The 24,647-nt window shown below is 63.8% G+C and carries 28 protein-coding genes and 1 tRNA gene; 14 read left to right on the top strand and 15 right to left on the bottom strand.

From position 1 onward, the window contains the following. Positions 1 to 109: 109 nt before the first annotated feature. From SO156_RS01485 to SO156_RS01470, 4 genes are all read left to right on the top strand, one after another. Complete coding sequence (locus SO156_RS01485) at positions 110 to 583, top strand: hypothetical protein (RefSeq protein ID WP_458149585.1); 474 nt, start codon at positions 110 to 112, stop codon at positions 581 to 583. 374 nt (positions 584 to 957) lie between these two features. After that, positions 958 to 2,961: an FUSC family protein gene (locus SO156_RS01480; RefSeq protein ID WP_498533596.1), complete on the top strand. Its 2,004-nt coding sequence runs from the start codon at positions 958 to 960 to the stop codon at positions 2,959 to 2,961. Continuing rightward, a complete protein-coding gene (locus tag SO156_RS01475) occupies positions 2,958 to 3,167 on the top strand; it encodes a DUF1656 domain-containing protein (RefSeq protein WP_458149587.1) in 210 nt (69 codons plus the stop codon). Before SO156_RS01480 ends, SO156_RS01475 begins: the two co-directional genes overlap by 4 nt. Continuing rightward, positions 3,164 to 4,138 carry an efflux RND transporter periplasmic adaptor subunit gene (locus SO156_RS01470; RefSeq protein WP_498533595.1) on the top strand — a complete coding sequence of 325 codons (975 nt, stop codon included), beginning with the start codon at positions 3,164 to 3,166 and terminating at the stop codon, positions 4,136 to 4,138. The genes SO156_RS01475 and SO156_RS01470 overlap by 4 nt, the downstream gene beginning before the upstream one ends. 199 nt (positions 4,139 to 4,337) lie before the next feature. Here the strand turns inward: SO156_RS01470 and SO156_RS01465 are convergent, their stop codons facing one another. Together SO156_RS01465 and SO156_RS01460 are read right to left on the bottom strand one after the other, a co-directional pair. Beyond that, the gene (locus SO156_RS01465) at positions 4,338 to 4,697 is read right to left on the bottom strand and encodes a hypothetical protein (RefSeq protein ID WP_498533594.1); all 360 of its coding nucleotides are present in this window, start codon (positions 4,695 to 4,697) and stop codon (positions 4,338 to 4,340) included. A gap of 241 nt (positions 4,698 to 4,938) precedes the next feature. Beyond that, positions 4,939 to 6,027, bottom strand: a complete 1,089-nt coding sequence (locus SO156_RS01460) for a methyl-accepting chemotaxis protein (protein ID WP_498533593.1) — start codon at positions 6,025 to 6,027, stop codon at positions 4,939 to 4,941. Positions 6,028 to 6,293: 266 nt separating this feature from the next. Between SO156_RS01460 and recJ the strand changes: the two genes are divergently transcribed. Continuing rightward, entirely contained in the window at positions 6,294 to 8,135 is a 1,842-nt protein-coding gene (recJ, locus tag SO156_RS01455; protein WP_498533592.1) for a single-stranded-DNA-specific exonuclease RecJ, read from the top strand. A 34-nt stretch (positions 8,136 to 8,169) separates the two neighbouring features. Here recJ and SO156_RS01450 read toward each other — a convergent pair whose 3' ends face one another. Further along, positions 8,170 to 9,396, bottom strand: coding sequence for a lytic murein transglycosylase (locus tag SO156_RS01450; protein WP_498533591.1), 1,227 nt, complete (start codon positions 9,394 to 9,396; stop codon positions 8,170 to 8,172). A gap of 91 nt (positions 9,397 to 9,487) precedes the next feature. Here SO156_RS01450 and SO156_RS01445 point away from each other — a divergent pair, with 91 nt between their 5' ends. Then, entirely contained in the window at positions 9,488 to 9,655 is a 168-nt protein-coding gene (locus SO156_RS01445; protein WP_458149594.1) for a hypothetical protein, read from the top strand. Between the two features lie 12 nt (positions 9,656 to 9,667). On the opposite strand, the gene SO156_RS01440 is transcribed toward SO156_RS01445, so the two are convergent. Further along, positions 9,668 to 10,165 carry a MarR family winged helix-turn-helix transcriptional regulator gene (locus SO156_RS01440; protein WP_498533590.1) on the bottom strand — a complete coding sequence of 166 codons (498 nt, stop codon included), beginning with the start codon at positions 10,163 to 10,165 and terminating at the stop codon, positions 9,668 to 9,670. A gap of 56 nt (positions 10,166 to 10,221) precedes the next feature. On the opposite strand from SO156_RS01440, the gene SO156_RS01435 reads away from it, so the two are divergent. Together SO156_RS01435 and SO156_RS01430 are read left to right on the top strand one after the other, a co-directional pair. Next, the gene (locus tag SO156_RS01435) at positions 10,222 to 10,701 is read left to right on the top strand and encodes a carboxymuconolactone decarboxylase family protein (RefSeq protein ID WP_498533589.1); all 480 of its coding nucleotides are present in this window, start codon (positions 10,222 to 10,224) and stop codon (positions 10,699 to 10,701) included. Positions 10,702 to 10,757: 56 nt separating this feature from the next. Beyond that, complete coding sequence (locus SO156_RS01430) at positions 10,758 to 11,237, top strand: cupin domain-containing protein (RefSeq protein ID WP_498533830.1); 480 nt, start codon at positions 10,758 to 10,760, stop codon at positions 11,235 to 11,237. A 40-nt stretch (positions 11,238 to 11,277) separates the two neighbouring features. Here the strand turns inward: SO156_RS01430 and SO156_RS01425 are convergent, their stop codons facing one another. The 3 genes from SO156_RS01425 to efp form a co-directional block, all read right to left on the bottom strand. After that, a complete protein-coding gene (locus SO156_RS01425) occupies positions 11,278 to 11,490 on the bottom strand; it encodes a hypothetical protein (protein ID WP_498533588.1) in 213 nt (70 codons plus the stop codon). Positions 11,491 to 11,932: 442 nt separating this feature from the next. Continuing rightward, positions 11,933 to 13,540, bottom strand: coding sequence for a M23 family peptidase (locus SO156_RS01420; RefSeq protein ID WP_498533587.1), 1,608 nt, complete (start codon positions 13,538 to 13,540; stop codon positions 11,933 to 11,935). A 53-nt stretch (positions 13,541 to 13,593) separates the two neighbouring features. Next, on the bottom strand, positions 13,594 to 14,160 hold the full coding sequence (efp, locus tag SO156_RS01415) for an elongation factor P (protein WP_458149597.1): 567 nt from the start codon (positions 14,158 to 14,160) through the stop codon (positions 13,594 to 13,596). 162 nt (positions 14,161 to 14,322) lie between these two features. Here efp and epmA point away from each other — a divergent pair, with 162 nt between their 5' ends. Genes epmA through SO156_RS01400 form a run of 3 tightly spaced genes read left to right on the top strand, consistent with a single transcriptional unit; the run spans position 14,323 to position 16,767 of the window. After that, the gene (gene epmA / locus SO156_RS01410) at positions 14,323 to 15,375 is read left to right on the top strand and encodes an EF-P lysine aminoacylase EpmA (protein ID WP_498533586.1); all 1,053 of its coding nucleotides are present in this window, start codon (positions 14,323 to 14,325) and stop codon (positions 15,373 to 15,375) included. Beyond that, on the top strand, positions 15,372 to 16,466 hold the full coding sequence (locus tag SO156_RS01405; protein WP_458149599.1) for a lysine-2,3-aminomutase-like protein: 1,095 nt from the start codon (positions 15,372 to 15,374) through the stop codon (positions 16,464 to 16,466). The genes epmA and SO156_RS01405 overlap by 4 nt, the downstream gene beginning before the upstream one ends. Before the next feature lie 46 nt (positions 16,467 to 16,512). Continuing rightward, a complete protein-coding gene (locus tag SO156_RS01400) occupies positions 16,513 to 16,767 on the top strand; it encodes a hypothetical protein (RefSeq protein ID WP_458149600.1) in 255 nt (84 codons plus the stop codon). 53 nt (positions 16,768 to 16,820) lie between these two features. Here the strand turns inward: SO156_RS01400 and SO156_RS01395 are convergent, their stop codons facing one another. The 6 genes from SO156_RS01395 to SO156_RS01370 form a co-directional block, all read right to left on the bottom strand. Beyond that, complete coding sequence (locus SO156_RS01395) at positions 16,821 to 17,906, bottom strand: 3-deoxy-7-phosphoheptulonate synthase (protein WP_498533585.1); 1,086 nt, start codon at positions 17,904 to 17,906, stop codon at positions 16,821 to 16,823. Between the two features lie 233 nt (positions 17,907 to 18,139). Continuing rightward, positions 18,140 to 18,718 (bottom strand): HdeD family acid-resistance protein, encoded by a 579-nt coding sequence (locus SO156_RS01390; protein ID WP_458149602.1) that lies wholly within the window; start codon positions 18,716 to 18,718, stop codon positions 18,140 to 18,142. Positions 18,719 to 18,788: 70 nt separating this feature from the next. Beyond that, positions 18,789 to 19,820 carry a PrsW family intramembrane metalloprotease gene (locus SO156_RS01385; protein ID WP_498533829.1) on the bottom strand — a complete coding sequence of 344 codons (1,032 nt, stop codon included), beginning with the start codon at positions 19,818 to 19,820 and terminating at the stop codon, positions 18,789 to 18,791. Positions 19,821 to 20,348: 528 nt separating this feature from the next. Beyond that, the gene (locus SO156_RS01380) at positions 20,349 to 20,621 is read right to left on the bottom strand and encodes a hypothetical protein (RefSeq protein ID WP_458147959.1); all 273 of its coding nucleotides are present in this window, start codon (positions 20,619 to 20,621) and stop codon (positions 20,349 to 20,351) included. Positions 20,622 to 21,275: 654 nt separating this feature from the next. Next, positions 21,276 to 21,410, bottom strand: coding sequence for a hypothetical protein (locus tag SO156_RS01375; RefSeq protein WP_449381753.1), 135 nt, complete (start codon positions 21,408 to 21,410; stop codon positions 21,276 to 21,278). A gap of 786 nt (positions 21,411 to 22,196) precedes the next feature. Next, positions 22,197 to 22,271, bottom strand: a tRNA-Glu gene (locus SO156_RS01370). 205 nt (positions 22,272 to 22,476) lie between these two features. Here SO156_RS01370 and SO156_RS01365 point away from each other — a divergent pair. From SO156_RS01365 to SO156_RS01355, 3 genes are read left to right on the top strand one after another with little or no spacing between them, the layout of a single operon-like run. Continuing rightward, the gene (locus SO156_RS01365) at positions 22,477 to 22,731 is read left to right on the top strand and encodes a PilZ domain-containing protein (protein WP_458147957.1); all 255 of its coding nucleotides are present in this window, start codon (positions 22,477 to 22,479) and stop codon (positions 22,729 to 22,731) included. Between the two features lie 35 nt (positions 22,732 to 22,766). Then, positions 22,767 to 23,039 carry a hypothetical protein gene (locus tag SO156_RS01360; protein ID WP_498533584.1) on the top strand — a complete coding sequence of 91 codons (273 nt, stop codon included), beginning with the start codon at positions 22,767 to 22,769 and terminating at the stop codon, positions 23,037 to 23,039. A gap of 12 nt (positions 23,040 to 23,051) precedes the next feature. Continuing rightward, the gene (locus SO156_RS01355; protein ID WP_498533842.1) at positions 23,052 to 23,213 is read left to right on the top strand and encodes a hypothetical protein; all 162 of its coding nucleotides are present in this window, start codon (positions 23,052 to 23,054) and stop codon (positions 23,211 to 23,213) included. Positions 23,214 to 23,216: 3 nt separating this feature from the next. Here SO156_RS01355 and SO156_RS01350 read toward each other — a convergent pair whose 3' ends face one another. After that, positions 23,217 to 23,945, bottom strand: coding sequence for a glutathione S-transferase family protein (locus SO156_RS01350; RefSeq protein WP_498533583.1), 729 nt, complete (start codon positions 23,943 to 23,945; stop codon positions 23,217 to 23,219). Positions 23,946 to 24,164: 219 nt separating this feature from the next. Then, positions 24,165 to 24,617, bottom strand: coding sequence for a VOC family protein (locus SO156_RS01345; RefSeq protein ID WP_458147954.1), 453 nt, complete (start codon positions 24,615 to 24,617; stop codon positions 24,165 to 24,167). Positions 24,618 to 24,647: the final 30 nt, after the last annotated feature.

Genomic DNA, 24,647 nt, shown 5'->3' with positions numbered 1-24,647 from the left:
TTGTCTGGGCGCCGACGCGCAGTTGAGACCCGGAAGGTATCGCCGCGCGTGACTTCAGTGAAGCGATCAGTCTGACGACGAACTCCATCGAGCGAATTCAGGTGCTGCCATGTCCACGATCCGCCTCTATCGAAACACCACCTTGACGCCCGAGCAATATGTCGCCGCGCTCACCGACTTCGGACCAGGTCGTTCCAAGTTGTTTGGCAATAGCACCGACGAATATCTGAAGGTGCGCCGTTTCAGTCCCCCGGAGGCCGACGTGACGGAAGGCTCGCGCGGCATCTGGGAGCACCTGCATTATGACTGGTCCGACCCTGATCACGTCATCCTGACGACGATCGACTCGAACGTGTGGGGAGGCGCCTCGGGCCACACGTACACCTTCACGCGCCGGCCAAACGGTACGACGGATATCGACGTAGTCATCGTCCGCGAGGGCAAGAACTTCAAAGGCTGGATACTCGGCCTTGTGCTCGGGACCATCGGCCGAAGCGTACTCGAAACGGCGTTCGAAAACTCTGTCAAAGCAATCGAGGCCCGGAATGCAGCCGCGCCTCGTCGCGGGCGGATTGCCGCCTAACGCGAGGGCCGCCCCCAGGGCCCGGTTCAAAGCTCCGAGGTATATTGCACCGAGATCAATGTCCTCATTGTACCGATCCAATAATCGGAGCATATTGCGCGCGCAGAGCAAAGTGCACCGGACGTGTTCAACGACAACGGAGCGACCAAAATGAACCTGAGTTATCTCGATGTGTTTCTGGCATTCCTCGGACTGACCTTTGGATTGCCCTCAGCACTGCCCCACTTGTTTTTCCAAAGCAAAAACGCGCCACGCAGAAAGATCTCATAGAGAAAATTAGCGGTGTGCAGTTGCGCGCCCCGCCACGTCGGCCCAACTTAGCCATGCACCAATCTTCATCATTCCTGGCCCGGCATTCTGCCCTCGTCTTTGCAATGAGGACGTTCGCAGCGGCGATGCTGGCGTTCTCGATCGCGCTGTATCTGGGGATGCCGCGTCCTTATTGGGCGATGGCCTCCGCCTTCATCACGTCCAATCAGCTGACCGGAGCGGCGTGGTCAAAGGCGGTCTACCGCATGCTGGGGACGCTGATTGGCGCGGCCGGCACAATCGTGCTGGTCCCCAACCTCGTGAACGCACCCGAGCTCCTCAGCCTCGCCATCTCGTTATGGGTCGGTGTTTTTCTATATCTCGCGCTGCTCGACGGCACGCCGCGCAGCTACGTTTTCATGCTCTCGGGCTACACCGTGGCGCTTCTCGGTTTTCCCGTGCTGTCGTCGCCCGAGCTCACCTTCGACATCGTATCCGCCCGCGTTCAGGAAATCATGCTCGGCATATTCTGTGCGAGCGTTGTTGCTATGCTTGTGCTGCCGCGGAGCGTCGCCGCTGCGATCGTCGCACAGGCGGACGCCTGGCTCGCCGGGGTACGTCAGCTCGGCGTGGACGCCCTGACCGGCAGTGGCAGCGACCAGTCGCGCAATGACGATCGCGTACGGCTTGCCGCTGCGGCTTCCGAGATCGATCAGCTTTGCCGACATCTCGGCTATGAGACCGTCACATCCGCGAACACCGCGCACGGTCTCCAGCGCCTGCGGCAGCACATGCTGGCACTGGTTCCGCTGCTTGCATCGATCGAGGACCAGAGGATCGCGCTCGGCGCTCACCCGTTGTCCGCGGAGCACGTTGCCGAGATCAGTACAAGAACCGCGCGCTGGCTCGCCGATGGCGGCAAGAATGGTCAGGAAGCCGACGGCTTGCGTGTCGCCCTCGGCGAAATGCAGCCGCAACTCGGCATGGATGTCGCATGGAGCGAGATCGTCATCGCCGGCTTTGTCACCCGGATTCGTCATCTCGTCGACATCGTGCAGGATTGCAACGCCTTGCGCGAGGCGATCGCCGATGGCCGCGACACGGAGACGCTTCGGCTTGCCTTCACGCCCGACGCGGTCGGCCCCGGCGAGCTCCATCGCGACCATGGGCTTGCGCTCTGGACTGCAGCGGGAACGGCGCTGTCGATTCTGGCTTGCTGCGCGTTCTGGATCGCAACCGGCTGGACTGACGGCGCATCCGCGCCGGTGTTTGCTGCCGTCGTCGGCTCCTTGTTCGCAGGTGTGGATGATCCGCTTCCGGCATTTCGGAAGCTCTATCCGGTGTTCCTCGCCGTCATTGCGGTGAACGGAATCTACACCTTTGGCGTGTTGCCGCGGATCACGACGCTCGAGATGGTGATCGTGGCACTGATGCCGACATTCGTATTGTTCGCCTGGATATCCGCGCGACCCGCAACCGCTCGCATAGGCACCCTGTTCATCGTCTTCACATCGGTTCAATTGGCGCTGGAGTCGTCCTACGCCGGCGATTTCGCCAGCTACGCCAACTCCAGCGTGGCGCTGATGGTCGGCGTTGCGCTGACCGGCGTCGTCTCCAGCATCGTTCGTATGTTCGGCTCCGAGTGGATTGCCAACCGCCTGCTCCGGAGCAACTGGACGACGCTGGCCGCGGTGGCCGAGGGCAGGGGACATCAGGATCGCACCGCCATTGCCAGCCTGATGCAGCATCGACTGGCTCTGCTTGCCTCGCGCATGGCCACGGTCTCTGCTGAGGCCAGGAGCGACGCTGCCAATCTCCGCCAGCTGCGAACCGCCCTGAATGTGCTTCATCTGCGCAAGATGAGCCTTGGCCTTGCACGGCCGGCAATGGCCCTGATCCACGAGCTGCTCGCCCTTCTCGGTTCAGCTTGCCGGGCCCACACCGAGGGACGCCTTCCGGTCGAGCTTCTCGGGCGGCTCGACAACACCATCGCATTGACTGTCCAGGAGCCGGCGAGCGAGAGCCGCAATGAGGCGCTTTATAGCCTCGCCGGAATGCGCGCCGGCCTGTTCCCCGGAGCCGTGCCTTACCTACCGCATGACCCGCATCAAGGGAGAGTTGCCGCATGAGATACGAACTTGATTTGTTCGGCGTGATCGTCCCAAGCCTGCTGCTGTGGTGCGTCGTCGGCTACGTGCTCGCGCGCATCGTGAGCAAGGTCATGACGCGGGCCGGACTCTATCGCTTCGTCTGGCACGGCGCACTATTCGAGTTTTCGCTCTACGTCTGTCTGGTTGCTGGTCTCGTCTTCATTTCCAAGGATGTTGTGTCATGAAAGCCGCTCTGAATCTGTTGCGTCGCTTCTCGCTTACCGCGATCATGGCTCTGATCGCCCTTTGGGCCGGCTACAAGCTGTGGGACTACTATCTGCAAGAGCCCTGGACGCGCGATGGTCACGTCCGCGCCGATGTGGTCCCGGTTGCTCCTGATGTCTCGGGCTTCGTCACCGACGTGCTCGTCAGGGACAATCAGCAGGTCCAGCGGGGGGCGGTGCTGTTCCGGATTGACCGCGCGCGGTACGACATCGCGCTGAAGCAGGCCGAGGCGGTGCTGCTCGGCAAGCGCGCCACGCTCGAGGAGGCTAACGCCGATCTCAAGCGCTACAGCGCGCTGACGCTCGACGAGACGGTCTCCAAGCAGAGGATCGATCAAGTCGTCGCGACCCAGGGCTCAGCCCAGGCCGCCTATGACGAGGCGGTCGCGGATCTCAGTCTCGCCAAGCTCAACCTCGAGCGCAGCGAGGTGCGCGCCTCCGTCAATGGCGTCGTCACCAACGTGGAGCTGCGGCCAGGGACCTATGTCACCTCCGGCAAGGGCGTGATGGCGTTGCTCGATTCCGACACGCTGCGCGTCGAGGGCTATTTCGAGGAGACCAAGCTACCGCGTATTCATCGTGGTGATGCCGTCAACGTTCGGCTGCTGGGCAGCGACCACTTGCTGCGCGGAAGAGTAGATGGCATTGCGGCCGGTATTGAAGACCGCGACCGCAGCGAAGGCGCAACCTTGCTTGCCAATGTCAATCCGACATTCAACTGGGTCCGGCTGGCCCAGCGTGTCCCGGTCAGGATCGCGCTCGACCGCGCGGAGCGAAGCGAACTCGTGGCCGGGGCGACGGCAACCGTCGAGGTGCTGGGATCCGCGCTGGCAGGCGATCCTGACGGCAATCAGGCGCCAGGCCGCACTCCGCAGCGGCTTGCCTGCCGGGCGGTGCACGTGGCGATGGGCTCCTCATCATGGTGTGATTGACGCCGAGGCCGCGAGAGGCCCTTTCCGGAATGGTCCGTAGCCAAGGCTGCACCAAGATCAATGCTGCTATTGTACCGAGGCATAGTTCGGAGCAACATCGCGGCGTCAACTTGCTTACGGCGCCACCTTTGGAATGGAGTTTCCGGTTATATTGCGTGAGAGCAGAACGAGCTATTTCAACGGGCCGACGACCGCGCCGTCAGCCGCAATTCCAGATCGGTCCGATCGGTGTCCGCGTCCAGCACGGGCCAAAGCTGCCGTTGTTGTAGCGGCCGTCATAAAAACCCGGCCGGCCGAAATAGTGCCAATTGCCGTCAAATCCGTAATAGCTGGGGACCGGGTCAATGTACCATGGCCGTCGGTTATTGCGCGCCATGCGCCGCGCGGCGGCTTTCTGGGCATAGAGCGGAAGGCTATTGCTCGGCGGCTGATGATAGCCCGGCAGGAAGCCGTAGCCATGCCAGACTGGCGCCGGCCGCTTGTGACTTGGAGCAGCCGGTGCGACGACCGGCAGCAGTGACAGGACGATGGCAATCGACAGACACACGAGGCGCGACATCAGCAGACCATAGGCAGTCGGTTACGGGGAGGCGATTCAAATTGGAGTGCAAAGCTCTTCGTAGCCCAACCCGAGCCGCGCCATGATCGACTATTGCCCCTGATTTGCCCGACGTGTCAACGGTTTTTCCGAAATGTGCGGACCTCGGCCGCTAACCCCGGCTACTTTGCATGGGGTTGATTTCACCGTTTTTGCTTTAGGGCTACGAAACGGCCCGTCCTCGCGCCGTTTTGGACCCGCCTCAAGCCCCGCAGATGATCACGCCGTACCAGCCCAAGCCTCGGTAGGTCTCGTAGCCGGGCGTGGCGTGGAAGGCGACAAGCGCGCCGGTGCGGTCGTGATAGAAGCCCGAGCGCTGGCCGTTCATCGAGAGCGAGACGCGCTCCGACAAGATGCCCTGACCGTCGGACGCGGCGATGACGCGCAAGTTCGAGTCGACCAGCAGAACGCGCGCCTTGTCGCTGTCGCCGACGCGCACGCCCTGCACGATGGCGCGAGCCTGCGACTCCCAGTCGAAATGGATGGCGAGCACGCCGATCGGCGCGCCGTTGGCCGCGCCGCCCGCGCGCACGCTCGCGCAATAGGTCGCAACCTGCGCATTGCCGAGCAGCGCCTGGTTCTCGACGTCGCCTGCGACGTAATCATCGCCGGAACGCAAGGTGCGCGCCTCACGAAACCATTTCGTGTTGGCGACGTTCTGGCCAACCACGCGAAAGCGGTCGGCGCGGCCGTTGGCGATGACGTTGCCGTCGAGGTCGCAGAGCCAGAGATCGAGATAGACGGTGTAGGCGCCGAGGATGACGCCGAGGCGCTGCGAGGCGTGCGAAACTGTCGCCGCGCTCGGCGAGGCGGCGCAGTCGACTACAGCGGAGTCGGTCGCCCACCAGCGTACGTCGCAGGTGCGTTCATAGAGGTTGCGGTCGATCAGTTCGATGGCATTGAGCGACAGATCCACCATGCGCTCGCCGCGCGAGCGCTGGCTCATTCGCTCGATCGAGGAGACGAGATCGCCGGTGCGTTTTGTCAGCTGCGTCTCGAGCTCGCGTGCGATGGTCTCGACCTGCTGGCCGACGCCGCGCACCTCCTGCGCCACGACCGCGAAGCCCGCGCCTTGCGCGCCGGCGCGAGAGCTCTCGATCAGCGCATTCAGCGCCAGCATCTTCATCTGGTTGGTGATCTGCTGGATCGACCTGGTCTTGTCGACCGCGATCTGGTTGACCTCAGCCGTCAGCCGGTTGATCAGCGCGGAGATGTCGGAATTGTCGTCTGCGGCTTCAGGATTGGTTCCGGTGGAACGCGACTTGGTCTTCAGGGCCGGCGCAGCAGACATCGAGGGGATTTCCTTGCAATGAAGTCTGACCTGCAATGACCCGGGACCAGAAATACAGATCGAATACGGGCCTTTTTCGAAGATTCCGCCTAACGCACACTTAATTTGCTGCCTGCGCGGCTGCTCAAATGATAGTCAGATTGCGAACGGATTCGGCAATCCACCGCTTTGTTCGGCCCGGACATTGCAAATGCCTCGACTTTCCCGGCGGAATCCAGGCGCCCGAGGCCACGGGCATGATCTGCACCCATCGAAGCCCCCGAATCATGATGCCTCCCGCCACTGCCTTGCCCGTCGAGTTGCCCCAGGCGTTCCTTGGCGTCGCACGCTCGCTCACCGACAAGCTCTGGCGTGACCGGCTGGACGCGCGCGGAGCGGCGAGGGCGCTCGCCATCGTCCAGCGCCACCAACTGCCGGAGCTTTTGGCGCGGGTGCTGGCTGGGCGCGACGTCGACATCGATGCGGTCAGCGACTTCCTCGATCCGACCATCCGCAAACTGCTGCCGGATCCGTTCACGGTGACGGAGATGGAAGCCGCCGCCAAGCGCATCGCGGAGGCAGCGGTGCGGGGCGAGAAGGTCGCAATCTTCGGCGACTACGACGTCGACGGCGCGACCTCGGCCGCGCTGCTCGCCTGGCATCTGCGCCATTGCGGGCTCGATCCGCTTATCCACATTCCCGACCGGATTTTCGAAGGCTATGGCCCCAACGTCGAGGCGGTTCGCGGGCTGGCGGCGAAGGGGGCCACGCTTCTCGTCACCGTCGATTGCGGCACCACCAGCATTGAACCACTCGCGGAAGCGAAACGGCTCGGCATGTCCGTTGTCGTGATCGATCATCATCAGGCCGGCACGGAGTTGCCGGAGGTTGATGCGCTGGTCAATCCGAACCGGCTCGACGATCTCTCCGGCCTTGGCCACCTCGCGGCCGTTGGCCTCGTGCTGGTGAGCCTCGTTGCCGTCAATCGCGAGCTGCGCCAGCGTGGCTTCTGGACGTCCGAGATGCCCGAGCCCGATCTCTTGGGCATGCTGCATCACGTCGCGCTCGGCACGGTGGCCGATGTGGCGCCGCTCATTGGCCTCAACCGCGCCTTCGTCGCCAAGGGGTTGATCGCGATGCGGCGGCGCGACCATGTCGGCCATACCGCGCTGATGGACATCGCGCGGCTCAACGGCCCGCCGGAGGCCTGGCATCTCGGCTTCATGCTGGGGCCGCGCATCAATGCTGGCGGCCGCATCGGCCGCGCCGATCTCGGCGTGCGGCTGCTGCTCGAAGGCGACAGCGTCGAGGCCGCGCGGATCGCGGCTGAGCTCGACCGCCTCAACAGCGAGCGCCGCATCATCGAGCAGGCTGCGGAAGCCCAGGCCGAAGCCGAGGCGCTGGCCTCGATCGGGCTCGAGGACAAGCTGGGCGTGATCGTCACGGCCTCCGAAGGCTGGCATCCCGGCGTGGTCGGCCTCGTCGCCTCCCGCCTGAAGGAAAAGTTTTCGCGGCCCGCGTTTGCCATCGCGCTCGAGCCCGGCGGGATCGGCACCGGCTCGGGCCGCTCGATCGCCGGCGTCGATCTGGGCAAGGCGGTACGGCAGGCGGTTGCCGACGGCATCTTGCTGAAGGGCGGCGGGCACGCAATGGCCGCCGGCGTCACGCTGCGCAAGGAAAAGCTGGCCGAATTCCGCGCCTATCTCGAAAGCGCGCTCGCGCACGACGTTGCCGAAGCGCGCCACATCAACGAGCTCTTCATCGACGGCGCGGTGTCTGCGCGCGCGGTGACGCCGGAGCTCGCCAACACGCTCAATCGCGCCGGGCCCTTCGGTAGCGGCAATTCGGAGCCGATGCTGGCGTTGCCGGCGCATCAGCTCGTCTATGCCGACGAGGTCGGACAGGCGCATTTGCGGCTGCGTTTCAAGTCGGGCGATGGCGCGATCGTCAACGGCATCGCGTTCCGCTCGATCGGCCAGAAGCTCGGCAATGCGCTTCTCGCCAATCGCGGCCAGCAACTGCATGTCGCGGGCGCGCTGTCACTCGACCGCTATCAGGGTGCCGAGCGCGTGCAACTTCGCGTCATCGACGTCGCCTTACCTGACCAGGGGCCGCAAACCATCCGATGAGCGTACGCGGAGAATGGGAGCTTACGCCAAGGTGTCAGCCACCCTGCCGCAGCTTCGCCAGCACCTTCAGCCCGCCATAACCGTCCGCGGGCGTGATGCCGGCCCTTTGCTGAAAATCCTTGATCGCTTTCATCGTGTCGTTGCCGACGCGGCCGTCGGTACCGCCGGTGTCGAAGCCGGCTTTCGTCAAACGTGTCTGCATCTCCTGCACCTCGGCGAGCGTCAGCGCGCGCTCGGAGCCGGGAAAAGGCTGTATGAAGGGCGGCGCGCCGAGGCAGCGGTCGCCGAGATGGCAGATCGCCAGCGCATAGTTCATCGATGGATTGTAGCTCTTCACCGAGTAGAAGTTCGGTCCCAAGAGGAAGGTCGGCCCGCCCGCGACCGGCGTCCATATCTGCGCCGAAGCATTGATTTGCGGAAACGGCTGGCCGTCGGCGCGCGTCACGCCGGCAGCTTGCCAGGCCGCATACGTTCGACCGCCGCTCATGTTGCCGGGCGCACGTACCTCATAACCCCAATGCTCGCCTCGGTGCCACTTGCCGCGGTTGACGAGATATTTTGCCGTCGAGCCCAGCGCATCGTCGGGCTTGCCGAATGGCGAGACCTTGCCGTCGCCGTCATAATCGATGCCGACATTGAGCCAGACTTCCGGCATCCACTGCGAATGCCCCATCGCGCCGGCCCAGGAGCCTTGCATCTCTTCCGGCGTGCTCCAGCCCTTGTCGACGATGCGTAGCGCGTTGATCAGCTCGGTTTCCCAATAGGCCTTTCGACGCGGCTCGTTCCAGGCGAGCGCGGCAAGCGAGGGAAATACCGGCTTCATGTGGTTCTGCTGCACCAGCGGATCGCCATAGGCGGATTCCACGCCCCACAGTGCGAGCAAGGTGCCGCGCTCGACGCCGAAATCGCGCTCGATGCGCGCGAACAGCGCGTCGTTGTTCTTCAGGGCGATCTTGCCGTTGATGATGCGCCAGTCGGAGACGCGGCGGTTGATGTACTGCCAGACCTGCTCGTTGAACTCCGGCTGGTTGCGGATCTCCTTGAACACGCTCATGTCCGGCTCGACGCGCGCCATCGCGCGCTGCCAGGTGGTGGCCGAAATGCCCTTGGTCATCGCACGTGCACGAAAACTCTCGCGCCATTCCCCGAAGCCGGGCGGGGTGGCCGAGAGGGCAGGCGAGGCAATGAGGGTGGCTGCGCCGAGCAGGGATTGCAGCGCGGTGCGGCGGGTCGGATGGGGTGAGGAATCAGGCGGGTTCATGCGGACAGTTTAGCTGGAAGCAGGCGCTCTCGTTGGTGAAACCTGAAGCGGGAGGCACGACTTTCGGCCCATCGGTTTACGGAACTTTCGCATGTCATCCCGCAAAATGGCGGCCATGCAGGAGCTGTTCGACCTCATCCGCGCCAACCCCTGGCCCTTTGCCGCCGGGTTGATCGTCGTCATCGTGGCAATTCTGGCGGAACATTACGGACGTGGCGGCGATGGCACCGAATTCCCTGACATTTCCTGGGACGATTAGGCCGGGTCCTTCCTAGCCCTCCTGCAACTCCGTTGCGATCCGCGCCAGCCAGCGCCGGACGGTGGTCTGCGCCTTCGCGTCGAGTCCTGCGGCCAAACGCTGCTCAAGGGCGAGGACACGCTCCCGGCACGTCTTCAGAAGTATCTTGCCGCGCGCCGTCAGCGTCCATTGCAGGATGCGGCCGTGCACGGGATGTGGCGTCTTGCCGATCGCTCCGTCGCGCTCGAGATTGCCGATGATCACGCCGACGGTCTGCGGCGTCAAAAATGTCAGGCGGGCGACCTCCGCGCCAGAGAGGCCGGGATATGCCTTCAGCATGGTCAGTACCGCAAATTGCGGCGGCGTGACGCCGAGATCGGCGAGGCGCCGCTCCATGCTGAGCCTCACGGCGGCCTGTGCCTGGCGCAAGAGATAGCCGAGATAACCCTCTTCGCCGCGCTTGCCTTCGCCGGGGGCGGGAACCAGCGTCCGTTCCGGTTGCGACTTTGTGATCCGACGAGGCTTGTGCATAATATAAGAGCCCTGATAACTTGTAAGTACACTTATAATATCACGAGGTGAGGTCGATGTCACACGCCCGCAGCGAATATGAAGACTTCAAGGCGCTTGCCCACGATGCCTATGACCTGACGCTTGCGCTTGGCCAGCTTGCGGCCAAGGCCGGTCTCGACAAGCTGCTTCTCGAGTTGATCAAGCTGCGCGCCTCCCAGATCAATGGCTGCGCCTTCTGTGTGCAGCATCACATCCTGCTGTCCGAGCGGCTCGACATGCCCGCCGACAAGCTCAATCTGGTTGCGGTGTGGCGCGAGGCGCCGATATTCTCGGCGCGCGAACGGGCCGCGCTCGCCTGGACCGAGGCGCTGACCTTGTTGCCGGAGGGGGTCAGCGACGACGTCTATGCCGAGGCGAGCCGCGAATTCTCCGAAAAGGAACTGATGTACCTGACCTCGGCGGTCGCCTCGATCAACGTCTGGAACCGCTTTGGGATCGCCTATCGCTGGACGCCGCCGCAGCGGCCGTCCGTGGCGCACGCCAAGGCGTCATGACTCTTTCGCTCTCGGGAGGACACAGGATGTCGTCAACAATACCAGCCATCTCCGCCATGCCCTGGCAGTTTCAATCACGCCCGCTGTCACTCGCAATCGTCGCGGGTCTCGCCTGTGCGCTGGCCCTTGGAAAGGCGCTGCCGGTGACCATGGACACCGTCTCCGGCACGCTGGCGCCGCTCTGCGCCAACGCAGCGGAAGGATCGCCGCTCGACAAGGTCGAGCCGATCGGCTCCTACGCGCTGCCGAACGTACCGGGCAAGCGCGTCACCATCGTGCGCGTGACTTACGGCCCGGGCGGCTTCTCGCGGCCGCACCGGCACGCGGGCTCCGTCACCGCCTATCTCACCAAGGGCGAGATCCGCTCCCAACTCGGCGGTGGCCCGGTCGAGACCTTCACGGTCGGGCAGTCCTTCTTCGAACCGCCGGGCTCGACGCATCTGGTGTCGGCGAATGCGAGCAACACGGAGCCGGCGGAACTGATCGCCGTGTTCGTGGCGGATGAAGGAGCCCAGCTGACGACGTTCATAAACTAGCGCGGTCAGGCTGGACGATGGCGCCGGAAGGCTTGCCGCGTTATTTCGACGTCTTGCCGGCGCCCGACACCATCGACTTCCAGTCGATCGCGGAGGCATGATCGGAATGGAGCATGCGCTCGAAATTGCGTTTGGCTTGGCCCATGTCGTGATCGATGGAGGCATCCTTCAGCATGGCGGCGGCCTCGCGGTGGGCGCAAAGGAGAAACACGGCGCTTGCTAGCACAGCCAATGTCGATGGTTTGTTGTGCATGGTCGGCACTATCCGTTCGGTGCAAGAGTGCGCGCGCGGCGCATGGCAGAATAGGGGCTGATGGCGCGGTCCGAAACCACGGACAGGGTCAGAAGATCGTGAACCAAGGCAGTTCTGGATTTAACCAGCGTGCCTTGACCTCCTTCGCCGCCGGCGGGATATCGCGTCACGGATGCCGTAGCCTGCGGCCATTCCCGCGCTGAAAATGCTGACGATGATGAAGATTGCGAACATCTCAACTCAAAAGCATTTTGCGTGCCATCGACGTTCCCTTGATCAGGAGGCTCAACGAGCGGCGCGCTATGCGAATGATGCCTAAACTTGGGCCAACGCTGGCTGGGATGGTGCAGGAATCGTGCGGGCTATTGATGCTGGTTCCGTCGCGCTCGCAGCGACGGTGCCGAGGCCGAGCAGACGCCGTCTGTGGGCGGCCGCGCTCGCCTCAATTCTCTTCGCTGCTTGAGCCTTCGCGCTGGTCCGGCTTGACCGTATCTTCGGGCAGCGCGTGCGCAAGCGGCTGTGGCGCGCCGGCAACCTCCGGGCCGATCTCGTGGCCGCGGCCGCGGATCAGGCGCTCATAGGCGGAGATGAGGGTGACGTAGGGATTGACCCAGATCCAGCCGTCGCGGGTGAACACCTGGACGTCGAAATGCAGGTGAAGAGAGGTGCCGCCGGGATGGTCGAGATAGTTGGAGATCACGCCTATCTTCTCGCCCTCGCTGACGGTGTGGCCGTTGACGAGACCGTCGACGTTCATCGCGGACGGGTTCATGTGCATGTAGCGGAAGCGGATGTGCTCGGTGCGGCTATTGACCTGGAGCGTCGCCGCCTGGTCCTTCGGCCCGCGGATCACGGTCGCATCGCGCACGGCGACGACGCTCTGCTGCTTGGGGTCGCAGCGTTCGCCGGCGTCAGTATTCGCCGGGCAATTGGCGGCGCGGATGTCCTCGCCCTGGTGGCCATAGCCGCCCGGGCACTGCCAAACCTGGAAGCTGCGGGACTCGCAAAAATTATCGCGCCAGGGATAGGTGGTCGGCCCATCCGTCTTGTCGCGCTTGCCGTAGGATTGCGAGCGGACGTAGGCCGGCGCCTTCGCGAGTGGAAAGCGAATCTGCGCATAGGCCATGACGTCGGGATGGCCCGCCTGCTTGCGGTAGCCGGTGTTGGGAATGATGTCGCCGCTCGGCCGGTAGCCGAAATCCGCCGCCCGCCCCAAGGGCCGATCGACCATTTCGGAGGCGATGTCCGTCAGCGGACGGATGCGCTGCCCACCCGCCACATGCAGCGCTTTCAGGAAACGCTCGGCAACCGGATAAGCCTCTTTGCACGCGAGGCGCCGCGGTTTTGCGACGCTGTCGAGGCACTGGATCGACACGACATAGGCCGCGCCGAAGCGGCTGAAGGCGTAGCGGACGAAGCCTTCGCGAATAAAGCGGCGCAGATCGGGATATTGGCCGGACAGCGACTTGACAGGCTCGCCCTTGCCACCGGAGGGATCGGCAAGATCGTAGATCAGCGCGGAGCCGGTGATCTGGATCTCCACCGGCTTTGCGAACACCCGCTGCGGCAGCCCGTCGCCGGCACCCGGCTCAAGCGAGAAAACCGCGTCGTAGCCCGAAGGGCCAGCATCGAACAGGTCGGCCGGGCTGAAGTCGGACTGGTAGCGGGCAAGTGCAAGGTTCGCCGCTGCGCCGCTGCGCTGAGCGTCGAGATAGGCGGCGGCATCGAAGGGCAGGAGCACCGGAACGGAGCTGCGCGCGATACCTGGGAAGAATTGCGAGGAAACCCCGTTGAGCTGCACCAGCGCCGGCTGCGCGCGGGGATCGAAGTGGCCAACCGAACGGCGCTGTGTGAACACGAAGTCGCCGGCGATTGCCGGATGCGCGTTGATTTCGCTGCGGAGCTGGTCGAGCGCTACGCGCCAGTCGACGCGCAGGGCTGTAAGCGAGGGGGTGCGGAATTCGTCCGCGGACAGCGGCGCAGAGCCGGCGACCAGAAGCGTAAGCGACTGCAAAAGGGACGAGACGAAGCGGAACCTGTGCCTGCCCACTGTTGTCTCGTCCCCCGGCGCCCTTGCCTGTTCCGACCGCTCGGTCGCTTTGCCTAGTCCTTGGCGCGCTCGGCGTAAGAACCGTCTTCCGTCATCACCACGACGCGGGTGCCAACCGAGATGTGGGGCGGCACAGTGGTGCGGACGCCGTTGGAGAGCACTGCAGGCTTATAGGAAGAGGAGGCCGTCTGGCCCTTGGTCACGGGCTCGGTCTCGACCACTTCCAGCGTCACGCGCTGCGGCAGCGCGATCGACACCGGGTTGGCGTCGTGCATGGACAGCTTGACGGTCATGCTCTCCTGGAGATAGGCGGCCGAGTTGCCGATGATGTCCTTGGAAACCTGGACCTGGTCATAGGTTTCCGGGTTCATGAAGTGGTAACCGTCACCATCCTCGTAGAGGAAGGTGTAGTTGCGCTCCTCGATCGTGACCTTCTCGACCTGGTCGGTGGTCTTGTACCGCTCGGAGATCTTTACCCCGTCGCTGATTCGGCGCATTTCGATCTGGCTGACCGGGGTGCCCTTGCCGGGATGGATGTTCTCCGCGGTCACGACGACGTAGAGCTTGCCGTCTTGCTCGATCACGTTGCCTTTGCGAATAGAACTGGCGATGACTCTCAAAGCTGTATTTCCTGCTTGCTTAGCCCGGCACCGGCCAGGGCATGGTCAAATTGATGGGGGACTGGGGGCCTTGACTCGGACCTCGGCGCCCGTTTCGGGCCGCAACATACTGATTTTGCCGTTGGATGCCAGCGTTTTGCTGTCCCCCGGGATGGTCCGGTAATGGTTGGGGACAAGCTCACCAGCCCGTTCTGGGCCCCCAACCGGCACATCGACCGGCGACCGTTCCTCCAGGCAAGGGGGGCGATCACGGCCGCCGTCCGGGCCTTCTTCGCCGAGCAGGGCTTTGTCGAGGTCGAAACATCGGTTTTGCAGGTCTCGCCGGGCAATGAGACCCATTTGCACGCGCCCCGGACCGGGATCATGCGCCCCGACGGCAACCGGGTGACGCGGTATTTACGGACTTCGCCGGAATTCGCCTGCAAGAAGCTGCTCGCGGCCGGGGAGTCCCGGATTTTCGAGCTGGCGCGAGTGTTTCGCGACCGGGAGCGGGGCGATCTGCATCTGCCCGAGTTCACCATGCTGGAATGGTACCGTGCAGGCGCTCCCTATGACGCCATCATGGCCGACTGCATCGTGGTGATCGCAACTGCCGCGCGGGCGACTGGGATCGGCCAGTTCTCGTTCCGGGGCCGGACCGCCGACCCCTTTGCGGAGCCGGAGCTGCTGACGGTTGCCTATGCTTTCGAGCAGTTTGCAGGGATCGATCTGCTGTCGACCATTTCGCGCGGCGAGGGCGACCGCGATGCGCTCGCCGCTGCCGCCGGGACGAAGGTGCGGGTGACGGAGGACGACACCTGGTCGGACATCTTCAGCAAGGTGCTGGTCGAGCACGTCGAGCCGCATCTGGGACGGGGGCGTTTGACCATTCTGTTCGAATACCCATCTCTCGAGGCAGCGCTAGCGCGTGCGAAGGCGGACGATCCGCGGGTGGCCGAACGGTTCGAGGTCTATGCCTGCGGGGTGGAGCTTGCCAACGGCTTTGGGGAATTGACCGATGCCGTGGAGCAGCGCCGGCGCTTTCAACTGTCGATGGCGGAGAAGCAGCGGCGCTATGGCGAGGCCTATCCGTTGGATGAGGATTTTCTCGCCGCCGTGGGCCAAATGCCGGAAGCGAGCGGCGTGGCGCTCGGCTTCGACCGGCTGGTGATGCTGGCGAGCGGTGCATTGCGGATTGATCAGGTGGTATGGACGCCGCCTCAAGGTGAGACATGACGAAGACCAATCTCGCACGAACCTTGCGCGAGCCGGCCGAGCTCGTAGAGCTGGGCCTCGCGCCGGCGTCCGAGCTCGCCGCGCTAGAGCGCGTCGCCTCGCGTTACGCGGTCGCGATCACGCCCGAACTCGCCGGTCTCATCGACAGCTCCGATTCGGATGATCCCATCGCCCGGCAATTCGTTCCGAATGCTGCGGAACTCGAGGTGCGGCCGGGTGAAGATGCCGACCCGATCGGCGATCACGCCTGGTCGCCGGTCGCCGGCATCGTGCATCGTTATCCCGATCGGGTGCTGTTCAAGCTCGTGCATGTCTGCGCGGTCTATTGCCGCTTCTGCTTCCGCCGGGAGATGGTCGGCCCGGGCAAGGAGAACGCGCTGTCGGAGAGCGCCTATAGCGCAGCGATCGCATATATCCGCGCACACAGCGAGATCTGGGAGGTGATCCTCACCGGCGGCGATCCCCTGATGCTGTCGCCGCGGCGGTTGGGCGAGATCATGGCTGATCTCGGCGGGATCGATCATGTCAAGGTCATCCGCCTGCACACCCGCGTACCGGTGGCCGATCCCGACCGCGTCAGCGAGGAAATGGTTGCCGCATTGAGGGTGAGAGGTGCCACGACCTGGGTCGCGCTGCACGCGAACCACGCCCGCGAGCTTACGGACAAGGCGCGTTCCGTCTGCGCCCGCCTCGTTGATGCCGGCATTCCCATGGTCAGCCAGTCCGTGTTGCTGCGCGGCGTCAACGACAACGTCGCCGCTCTGTCGGATTTGATGCGTGCTTTCGTGGAATGCCGGATCAAGCCCTACTACCTGCATCACGGCGATCTCGCACCGGGCACGTCGCATCTGCGCACCACGCTCGCGGAGGGGCAGGAATTAATGCGCACACTGCGCGGCCGGGTGTCGGGGCTGTGCCAGCCGGAGTACGTGCTCGATCTTCCCGGCGGCGCCGGTAAATCGCCGGTTGGCCCGAATTACGTGTTGGCGACGCAAAATACCGCACCCACCAAAGGTGATGCGGCGTCGGAAACGCGCTATCGTATCGTTGACTATTGCGGCGACGTTCATCTCTATCCGCCTGAGAGCTGAGCGGACAAGACGAGGGTGCGCCGGCTTTTCGGAGTGGAGGAGCAGAATGAGAAAAATTGTCGTGGCACTGTCGCTGCTGGCCTTGTTCGGCGGCACGGCCATCGCGCAGACCGGGAGCAAGGGATCATCATCGGGACAGTCGGCTACGTCCGGCTCGGTGCCAGAGGCGCCCATTGGGCACCGTCAGCCGCGCGCGTCCGATGTGCCCAATGAAAAGAATATCAGTGATCCCAATGATCCCCTGAGTAAGGAAAACCAGGCGCTCGACAAGAAGATCAAGAGCATCTGCCGCGGCTGCTAGCCGCGTAGCGTGCGGGCAGGGCGCGACAGCTCGCCCCGCCCGCAAGGGCCCGCCTAGGCAGAGCGCTCGTGAATGCCCGCGCGCTGTGCGTTCCGCCGGCTCTCGACCGCGTCGGCGAGCTGCCCGAGCACCGTCGCCGTCGTCGTCCAGTCGATGCAGCCATCGGTGATGCTCTGGCCGTAAGTGAGCGGCTTGCCCGGCACCACATCCTGGCGGCCGGCGACGAGGTTGCTCTCGATCATCACGCCCATGATGCGGCTCTCGCCGCCGGCGATCTGGCCGGCGATGTCAGCGGTGACGATCGGCTGGTTCTCCGGCTTCTTGCTCGAATTGGCGTGGCTCGCATCCACCATCAGGCGCGGCCCGACGCCGGACTTGGCGAGCTCGTTGCAGGCCGCCGCCACGCTCGCGGCGTCGTAGTTCGGCTTGCTCCCGCCACGCAGGATGATGTGGCAGTCCTCGTTGCCCGCGGTCGATGCGATCGCCGAGCGGCCGCGCTTGGTCACCGCCATGAAATGGTGCGGATGGGCGGCCGACTTCACCGCGTCCGCAGCGATGCGCACGTTGCCGTCGGTGCCATTCTTGAAGCCGACCGGGCAGGACAGCCCCGACGCCAGCTCGCGATGGATCTGGCTTTCAGTCGTGCGCGCGCCGATCGCGGCCCAGGACACGAGATCGGCGATATATTGCGGCGTCGTCATGTCGAGAAACTCGGCGCCGGCGGGCAAGCCGAGATTGTTGACGGCCGACAGCACGTTGCGCGCAAGCCGCAGGCCCTTGTTGATGTCGAAGCTGCCATCGAGGTCGGGGTCGTTGATCAGACCCTTCCAGCCGACGGTGGTGCGCGGCTTCTCGAAATAAACCCGCATCACGATCTCGAGCTGGTCGGCCAGATCCTCACGCAGGTGTGCGAGCTTCTCGGCGTAGTCGATCGCGGCCTCGGGATCGTGCACGGAGCAGGGGCCGACGACGACCAGAAGGCGATCGTCCTGGCCGCCCAGGATGGCGTGGATCGCGTTGCGCGCCGCCATCACCACGCGGGTTGCCGTGAGCGTGCGCGGGATCTCCCGCATCACCTCTTCCGGCGTGCTCAGCTCTTTCAATTCGCGGATACGAAGATCGTCGGTCGTGCTCAGCACGGCGGGCTCCTGTTGTGAGAGAACCTGCCGGCCAATAAAAAAGCCGCCAGGTCTGGCGGCTGTTCGGATGTCTTGCTGCAATGTGTCAGATTGAGCGCGATCCTCCCGCCGCCAGCGAGCTGTCGTAGCTAAAGTACCAAAAATAGCTGGTGGCGAAGGTGATCATGGCGGGCTCTATAGCGCAGCATTTGGGGCTTGTCACCCCCCAACAAGGGGGTGAGCCACCGTGCCGATCATGTGTTGCTGTTGCGCGCCGCAAGCGAGATGCCGATCAGCGTGGCGCCGCCGAACAGGAGGTTAATCCCGACGAGGATACCGATCGCCCATTCCGCCGAGCTCGGCAGGCCCGTGATGACCAGGAAAGAGATCACGATGTCGACGAGCCCGGAGATCACGAGCCACGACCAGCGGCCGGTCAGCTCGCGGCGATGCTCCAGCGCGTACATGATGGTGGCGACGCCCTCGGCGAGGAAATAAGCGCCGAGTACGATCGTCAGCGTCAGCACGGCCTGCATCGGTCGCGCCAAAAGGACCATGCCGGCGAGCACGGCGAGCGCCGCGGAGATCAGCGACCACCAGAAGCCCGGCATGTTGCGCGCCCAGAATGTCGCGACCAGCCCGCCGATGCCGCTGATCAGGAACATCCAACCGAGGAAGATCGTGATCGCGAGGCTTGCGAGCGGCGGCAGGATCAGCGCGGTGATGCCGAGAATGACGAGCAGGATGCCTTCGAACAGGAACGCTTTCCAATGCGCCTTGACTGCTCGGCTCATGGCGGACTGCAATCGGGCAAATTGCTCGGGCGGCGTCATGGAGGCCTCCAGGCCGCAAGGACCAGACGCGGCTCACTCTAGTATGTGCGTTCCGCGGTGACCACCCGCCTCAGGGCGCGGATGAAAACCCTTCGGCACTGGTGCGGATGCGGTTGCGGCCGAGAACGTAGATCGCCGTTGTGACAACCAGTAGAGCGATACCGAGCAGGATCGAGGTCAGACCGATCGGGATCAGCACCAGCGTCACGTTGTGATCGGGATTGACGAGCCAGTGATGGATCGAGGTCAGCACGAAGGCAAGGCCGACAAAGCCGACGCCGCCGCCGATCACCAGCAGCGCCCACATGCGCCGAAGCTGGCTGAGGCGTTCGCGCGCGATCTCGGTGCGCGGTGCGTGGTGGCGCGCGACGCGGCGCACCAGGCGGATGGCGAAGGCGATCGAGCTGAAGCCGATCAAGAGGCTCGCCGCGCCGAACCACATCCGCACATTCGGATCGAGGTCGGGCATTCGCTGCAAGGTCAGCAGCGGAAAATCGAAACTCGCATGCAGCGCGAGCGGGCCCATCAGCATCAGGACGCGGCTCGAGAAGCGCGCCCAGTCGCGATGGTGACGGTGCGCGCCGAGCGCCGTGCCGGAGCGGGCGATAGCCAGATAGGCTCCCGCAATGATGCCGAGTGCGCCGTGAAAGGGCACCGTGAGCACGCTGCGCAGGGCCGCGAGCGCGCGCCACATGTCGGCATGTTGCACCAGATAGGCGAGGTTTTCGTAGGCAGCAAAGCCGAGCCCGACCGCGGCGCCATAGACCACCGTGTCCATCGGATTGGCAAAGGTTCGCCGCTTGGTCGAGGAGACCAGCACGATGGCGATGACCTTCACCGCTTCCTCCGGCAGCGCCACTCCGAAGATCGAATGCATGGCGAGCGCCGCCCAGGGATCGTCAGGGGCTGCGACCATCTTGGCGAACGGCGCACGGGCGAGCCCCAGCAGCGAAATGCTGGCCGCACCGAGCAGGAAGGCGGTCCAGACCTGGGCCGGCGGGCCGGGGCGCTCCTCGGCTGCGATGACGAGCCAGAGCATCAACAAAGCCGGTGCGACGGCGGCCGTCCCGATTACGGTCGGCAATGCTTCAAGCAGTGTCATCATCGGTTGGACAATAGGTTCCCTTGGTCAGCTTATCCACGTGTGGCGATGCGACGATGTGTCATGTGCTTGCTGTCGCAACGCTTAATGATTCCGACGGCTTCCGTTCATCCGCGCGGGGAACGGGAGTCGAAACACCAGCGCAATGAACCGCATAACCATCTCCGCTCGATTTTTTGATCAAGCGCCGGGCGCGTCGCATAGAGCGATGGTTTGTCGGAAAAATCAATGGATTGAGGCCGTTTCCTCGCTTCACGATGTGCGCGTTCGGACCACGTATCCATAAGCGAAATCACGCCGGGCAGGCAGAGGCACTTTGGAGCGCCTATCGCTGAGGCGGCGATTGGTTGCGGCGAGCGCGCACCTGCTCCAGCTGCCAGAAGACCCGCACAAAACATGACCCCAGGCACACGATGATGAGCAGCAGCAGGAATGCCTGATAGGGAGCGGCAAGATGTATCATGCCCCTGACAAAGCAACAGCTATGCCATCTGTTCCCCGCGGCGGCCGGCGTCCGGTGCAGACACGCTACCAATGCAGCTCGCCTGTTGCCGTGCCCGTATATACGCCGTCCGAGGCTGATTGAACATCGGGCGAGATGTCAAACGTGCCAAGATGGAATTCATCACCGACGGCATCGGCCGACGGCACGTGCGCGAGGAGTGTGAAGGCCGCATGGGGATATTGCTGCCAGACCTGGAGGTCGCCCTCCGTGATCGTCAGCCAGCCGAACGTGTACATGTAGCGGCCAGGCTCGGTGACCCGGCCGACGCGTTCCCAAGTGATCTTGTTGACAGCCATTCGGTCTCCGATCGCAAGCGAGCAATGACAGCGAAGGCCGCGCACAAGGCACGGTCTGAAACAAGTTTGCCTCGGCAATTTGGTCCGAGACAAGGCGATTTAATCGACGCAGTTAAGACAGGGGATCGCCCGCGCGGGGTGACTCTATTAGAGTTTCGGACCTGAGACAGTCCGGCTGGGCCACGGGTTGTCAAATGGAACCTTGGCATCACCGGCCGATGAGCAGGACGATCGTCGCCAAGAGAATGGCGAAGCCGATAGCGGGGACGATGATCCAGGCGGTTTCGTTCCTCATGCGCTGATGAGGCCGGAATTCGCGGTATTCCGATAGCTATACGTTGGTTTCAGCAAGTCCGGCGCTGGCGCTCCCTGGCGGGAGCCGCTGTTTCCTTCAAAATCAATGGGTTAGCGAGCGTGTTGAGGAAGCTAAATCTACTGCTTCCCAGAGTTCTTTTGCGCATCCCCAACGCGAAGGTGGTCCGTTCCCTTGCTAGGATGAGTCGTTGGGAACCTACGGCGATCGCCTGACGTGAGCCCCGCGCTCTCAGCCTGCCGGTTCACGCTGGCGGGCTACGCGGCAGGCCCCAGCTCCAGAGAGGTGACGAGTTGGGGCCACGGAGTCGCACACCGCGATGCCCCGATCGAGCCGGCAGATCACCGGTCGGTATGGGGGATCTCGTAGCGCTCCAGCCGCTCGACGGCTGCCTGCTGCTCGTGATGTCCCAACCACAGGACGAAGAGGATCAGCGAGCCACCTAAAGCAGCCAGGCCGAAAGCAAGCTGCCTCATCCAGTTTGAATGCGCAGCAGGGGCCCGCGTTCCTGCGTTTTCTCGCCGGCGCGACTTCGGTCGCTCGCCCTATATTGAAGGGCTGACCGATCCGCAGGGCATATGGGTTTTGGCCAGGCGCCCGTGCAGGCACTCTCCATGTCGCTCGTGGGCGAAGGCAAGCAAGCCCATGACAATCAAAGCCGCTACGACACACACGGTTACGAGGTTCTGCGTCATCGTGCCACTCCATGTGCCGGAGTCTGATCCGCGTCTATGGGGCAGGATTAGCACATCATCGACGAGCTCGGGCGGTGAACGACAAACTGCCCGCCAGCTCCTAGGCTGACGGATTCTCCATGCGCCGCAGTCTCAGCTTGGCAGGTGACTTTTTCTTCCTTGAGGGCGAGAGGACCTGCGGACTTTCGCTGTCGGGCTGGCGTTCTTGCTGAGCTGGCGAAATGGGCCGTTCAAATTTGGCGGCCCACCGCCGGGCGGACCGTCTTTCAAGTTCGAGAGGGACCGTACTCACGACCGGAACTCCGGGTTCGCGATCCTGCCCTGGCTTGGAGACCTCAACGCTCGCCACGTCTCAAAGGTCCCTTCGGGATGCTCATCAGAGCCATATGGCAATCAGCTCATCGCGCGCATGCTCTAGTTCACAGCGTTCGGCGGCTTACCCCAGGCAGAGCCGCTCCATTGCTCAGCTCAATTTCCCGGTCTCGGTCGGACAGGCGAGTCAACACTCGCAGATTGGACAGCTGTTGGTCACAGCGAAGGAAGGAACAGCCAAGTCTTTGATTTTGTTGGCGCTCCCTAGCGGAATCGAACCGCTCTCTCCACCGTGAAAGGGTGGCGTCCTAACCGATAGACGAAGGGAGCAAGACTTGCGCCGGGGCCCAAACGAGTCGTACCCGGAATGCCCTGCGGCGCGCGAACGTATAGTGGCCTTTGGCTGGTGGGGCAAGTCGTTCGGGAACGTCTTTTCGGACCAGTGGAGAATGTCGCCTCCGGGTGAGTTCCGGGGCAATTTCAACGGTTTCTTAGGGGTCCCTGCGATAGCGCTGGAGGAGGAGATTTCCAGCCGATGGCCGCAACCAAGAAGCGCGCAGCCCGTAAATTGCTGTCCCGGCACGCCTGGATCACGCTCGACGGCGGTTTCGCCGCGCGGCATTGCCTCGTGGCTGACATCTCGACGTCAGGGGCGCGCATCACGCTTGACGAGGACGCGGCTCAGCTGCCCGGTGTCATCCGGCTGGCCTTTGCGCGCGATGCCCGGACGGGCCGGAGCTGCCAGGTGGTCTGGCGGCGCGGCAGGTCCGCCGGGATCAAATTCATCTGACCTTCGGCCGCGCCGGCCCGGATGGAAACCGGACCGTGCCCGCGCTACAAGGCAGCATGCGCGCTATCTCCCTCATCATCATCGCCATCGGCTGTCTCGCAATCTCGTGGGCCCGTGCCGAGACGGCACGCCTGCCCACATCGGAGCGGTCGCCACCGACCGGCAAGGTGCTTCCGCTCAAGGGTACGGGGAGCGCCAATGCCTGTGCCGCCTACGGCCCGGGCTTCGTCAAGGTCGAGGCCACGGGAAGCTGCGTCAAGATCGGCGGCGCAGTCGATATCGGCGTTGGCGCCTCGAGCCGACGCTAACGGCGCGTGCCGGTGGACCGGCTGTCGCTCGACATCATCGTTCCCGTCCTGATGTATTGCGCGCTGCTCTGGTGGGTCGGCCGCGGCATGAGCTGGACCGCACGCCTCGCAACCGCCGCCGTCACGCTCGTGCTGGTCGTCTGCGTGCTGCTGGTCGAGCGCGGCTGGCGCTAACCTTCACGACATGGGAGGCGCGACGTACTTTTCGAAGCCATGGCGGCTTGCGAACTGCGCGAACCAACGGTTCAGATTGGAAAGCGTTGGGCGGGTGATGCCCTCGACGCCGAGCCAGCGCCGCGCATAGGCACCGAGTGCGATATCGGCGATGGTGAAGTCATCACCCTCGACGAAGCGGCGTGTCGCAAGCTGCTGATCGAGGATGCGCCAGACCTCGGCCGCCGCGTCCGCATCCTTCTGGATCTGCACCATGTCGCGCGCGGCCGGCGGCGTGCGCACGATGCCCCAGAAAACCGGGCGATCGGCCGGCTGGAGCGTCGAGAGCGTCCAGTCGAGCCAGCGATCGATGCCGGCGCGTTGTTTCGCGGCTTGCGGATAGATCGTCGTGCCCTGACGGTAGGCGAGACAGAGATAGCGCATGATGGAATTGGATTCCCACAGCACGTAGTCGCCGTCGACCAGCGTCGGAACGCGCGAATTGGGGTTCATCGCAAGGTAGTCGGTCTCGCGCGTGCGGCCGAATTGCATCCCGGCATCGATGCGCTCGAAAGCAAGATTGAGTTCGGTCAGGCACCACAGCACCTTCTGCACGTTGACCGAGTTGGCGCGACCCCAGACCGTCAGTTGCGGCTCTTGCTCCGGCACGCTGGTCCTCCCGCGTTCATGCTTTGCGCGGGTGATAGCGGAATATCGCGCATCGAGCGAGCTGCGTTCGCGTAGCGGTCTCATGCAAAAAGCTCCGCCCAGGGCTGAGCTTTCAGACGCATCCGACAACCGGTGACAACGTCAGTGGCCGAAGAAAAGCCACAGCAGAATGATCACCGGGATCGGTACGCCAAGCAACCACAGCAACAGCCCTCTCGCCATTCGCGTCCTCCTCCAGATGTCCTCGTTGAGGGGAGAACGCCGACGGGCAGGGCTCGTTCCACACGGAACGCGCGTGCTGCTTTACCAGTGGCCGGTGTTCGGCATCGATAGCCACGGCTCCTGCGGCGGCTTCGGCTCGCCCTTCTGGAGCAGTTCGATCGAGTGCAGGTCGGGCGAGCGTACGAACGCCATGTTGCCGTCGCGCGGCGGCCGGTTGATGGTGACACCGGCTTTCATCAGCCGATCGCAGGTCGCGTAGATGTCGTCGACCTCGTAGGCGAGGTGGCCGAAATAGCGGTCCTCGCCATATTTCTCTTCGTCCCAGTTGTAGGTGAGCTCGACCAGCGGCGCACCGCGCGTCGAGGGCTGCTTCTTGAGCGCTTCGAGGTCGTCCGCCGAGCACAGGAAGACGAGCGTGAAGCGCCCCTTGTCGTTCTCTATCCGCCGCACCTCCTTCAAGCCGAGCGCGTCCTGGTAGAATTTCAACGCGACGTCGAGATTGCGCACGCGCAGCATGGTGTGGAGGTAACGCATGGTCTTTTCTCCCTAGGCGGTCTTTGACTG

It is taken from the genome of Bradyrhizobium sp. UFLA05-125, assembly GCF_059803515.1.
The sequence above is the reverse complement of the archived record's forward strand: the minus strand, read 5'-3'. Positions and strand labels throughout refer to the sequence as shown.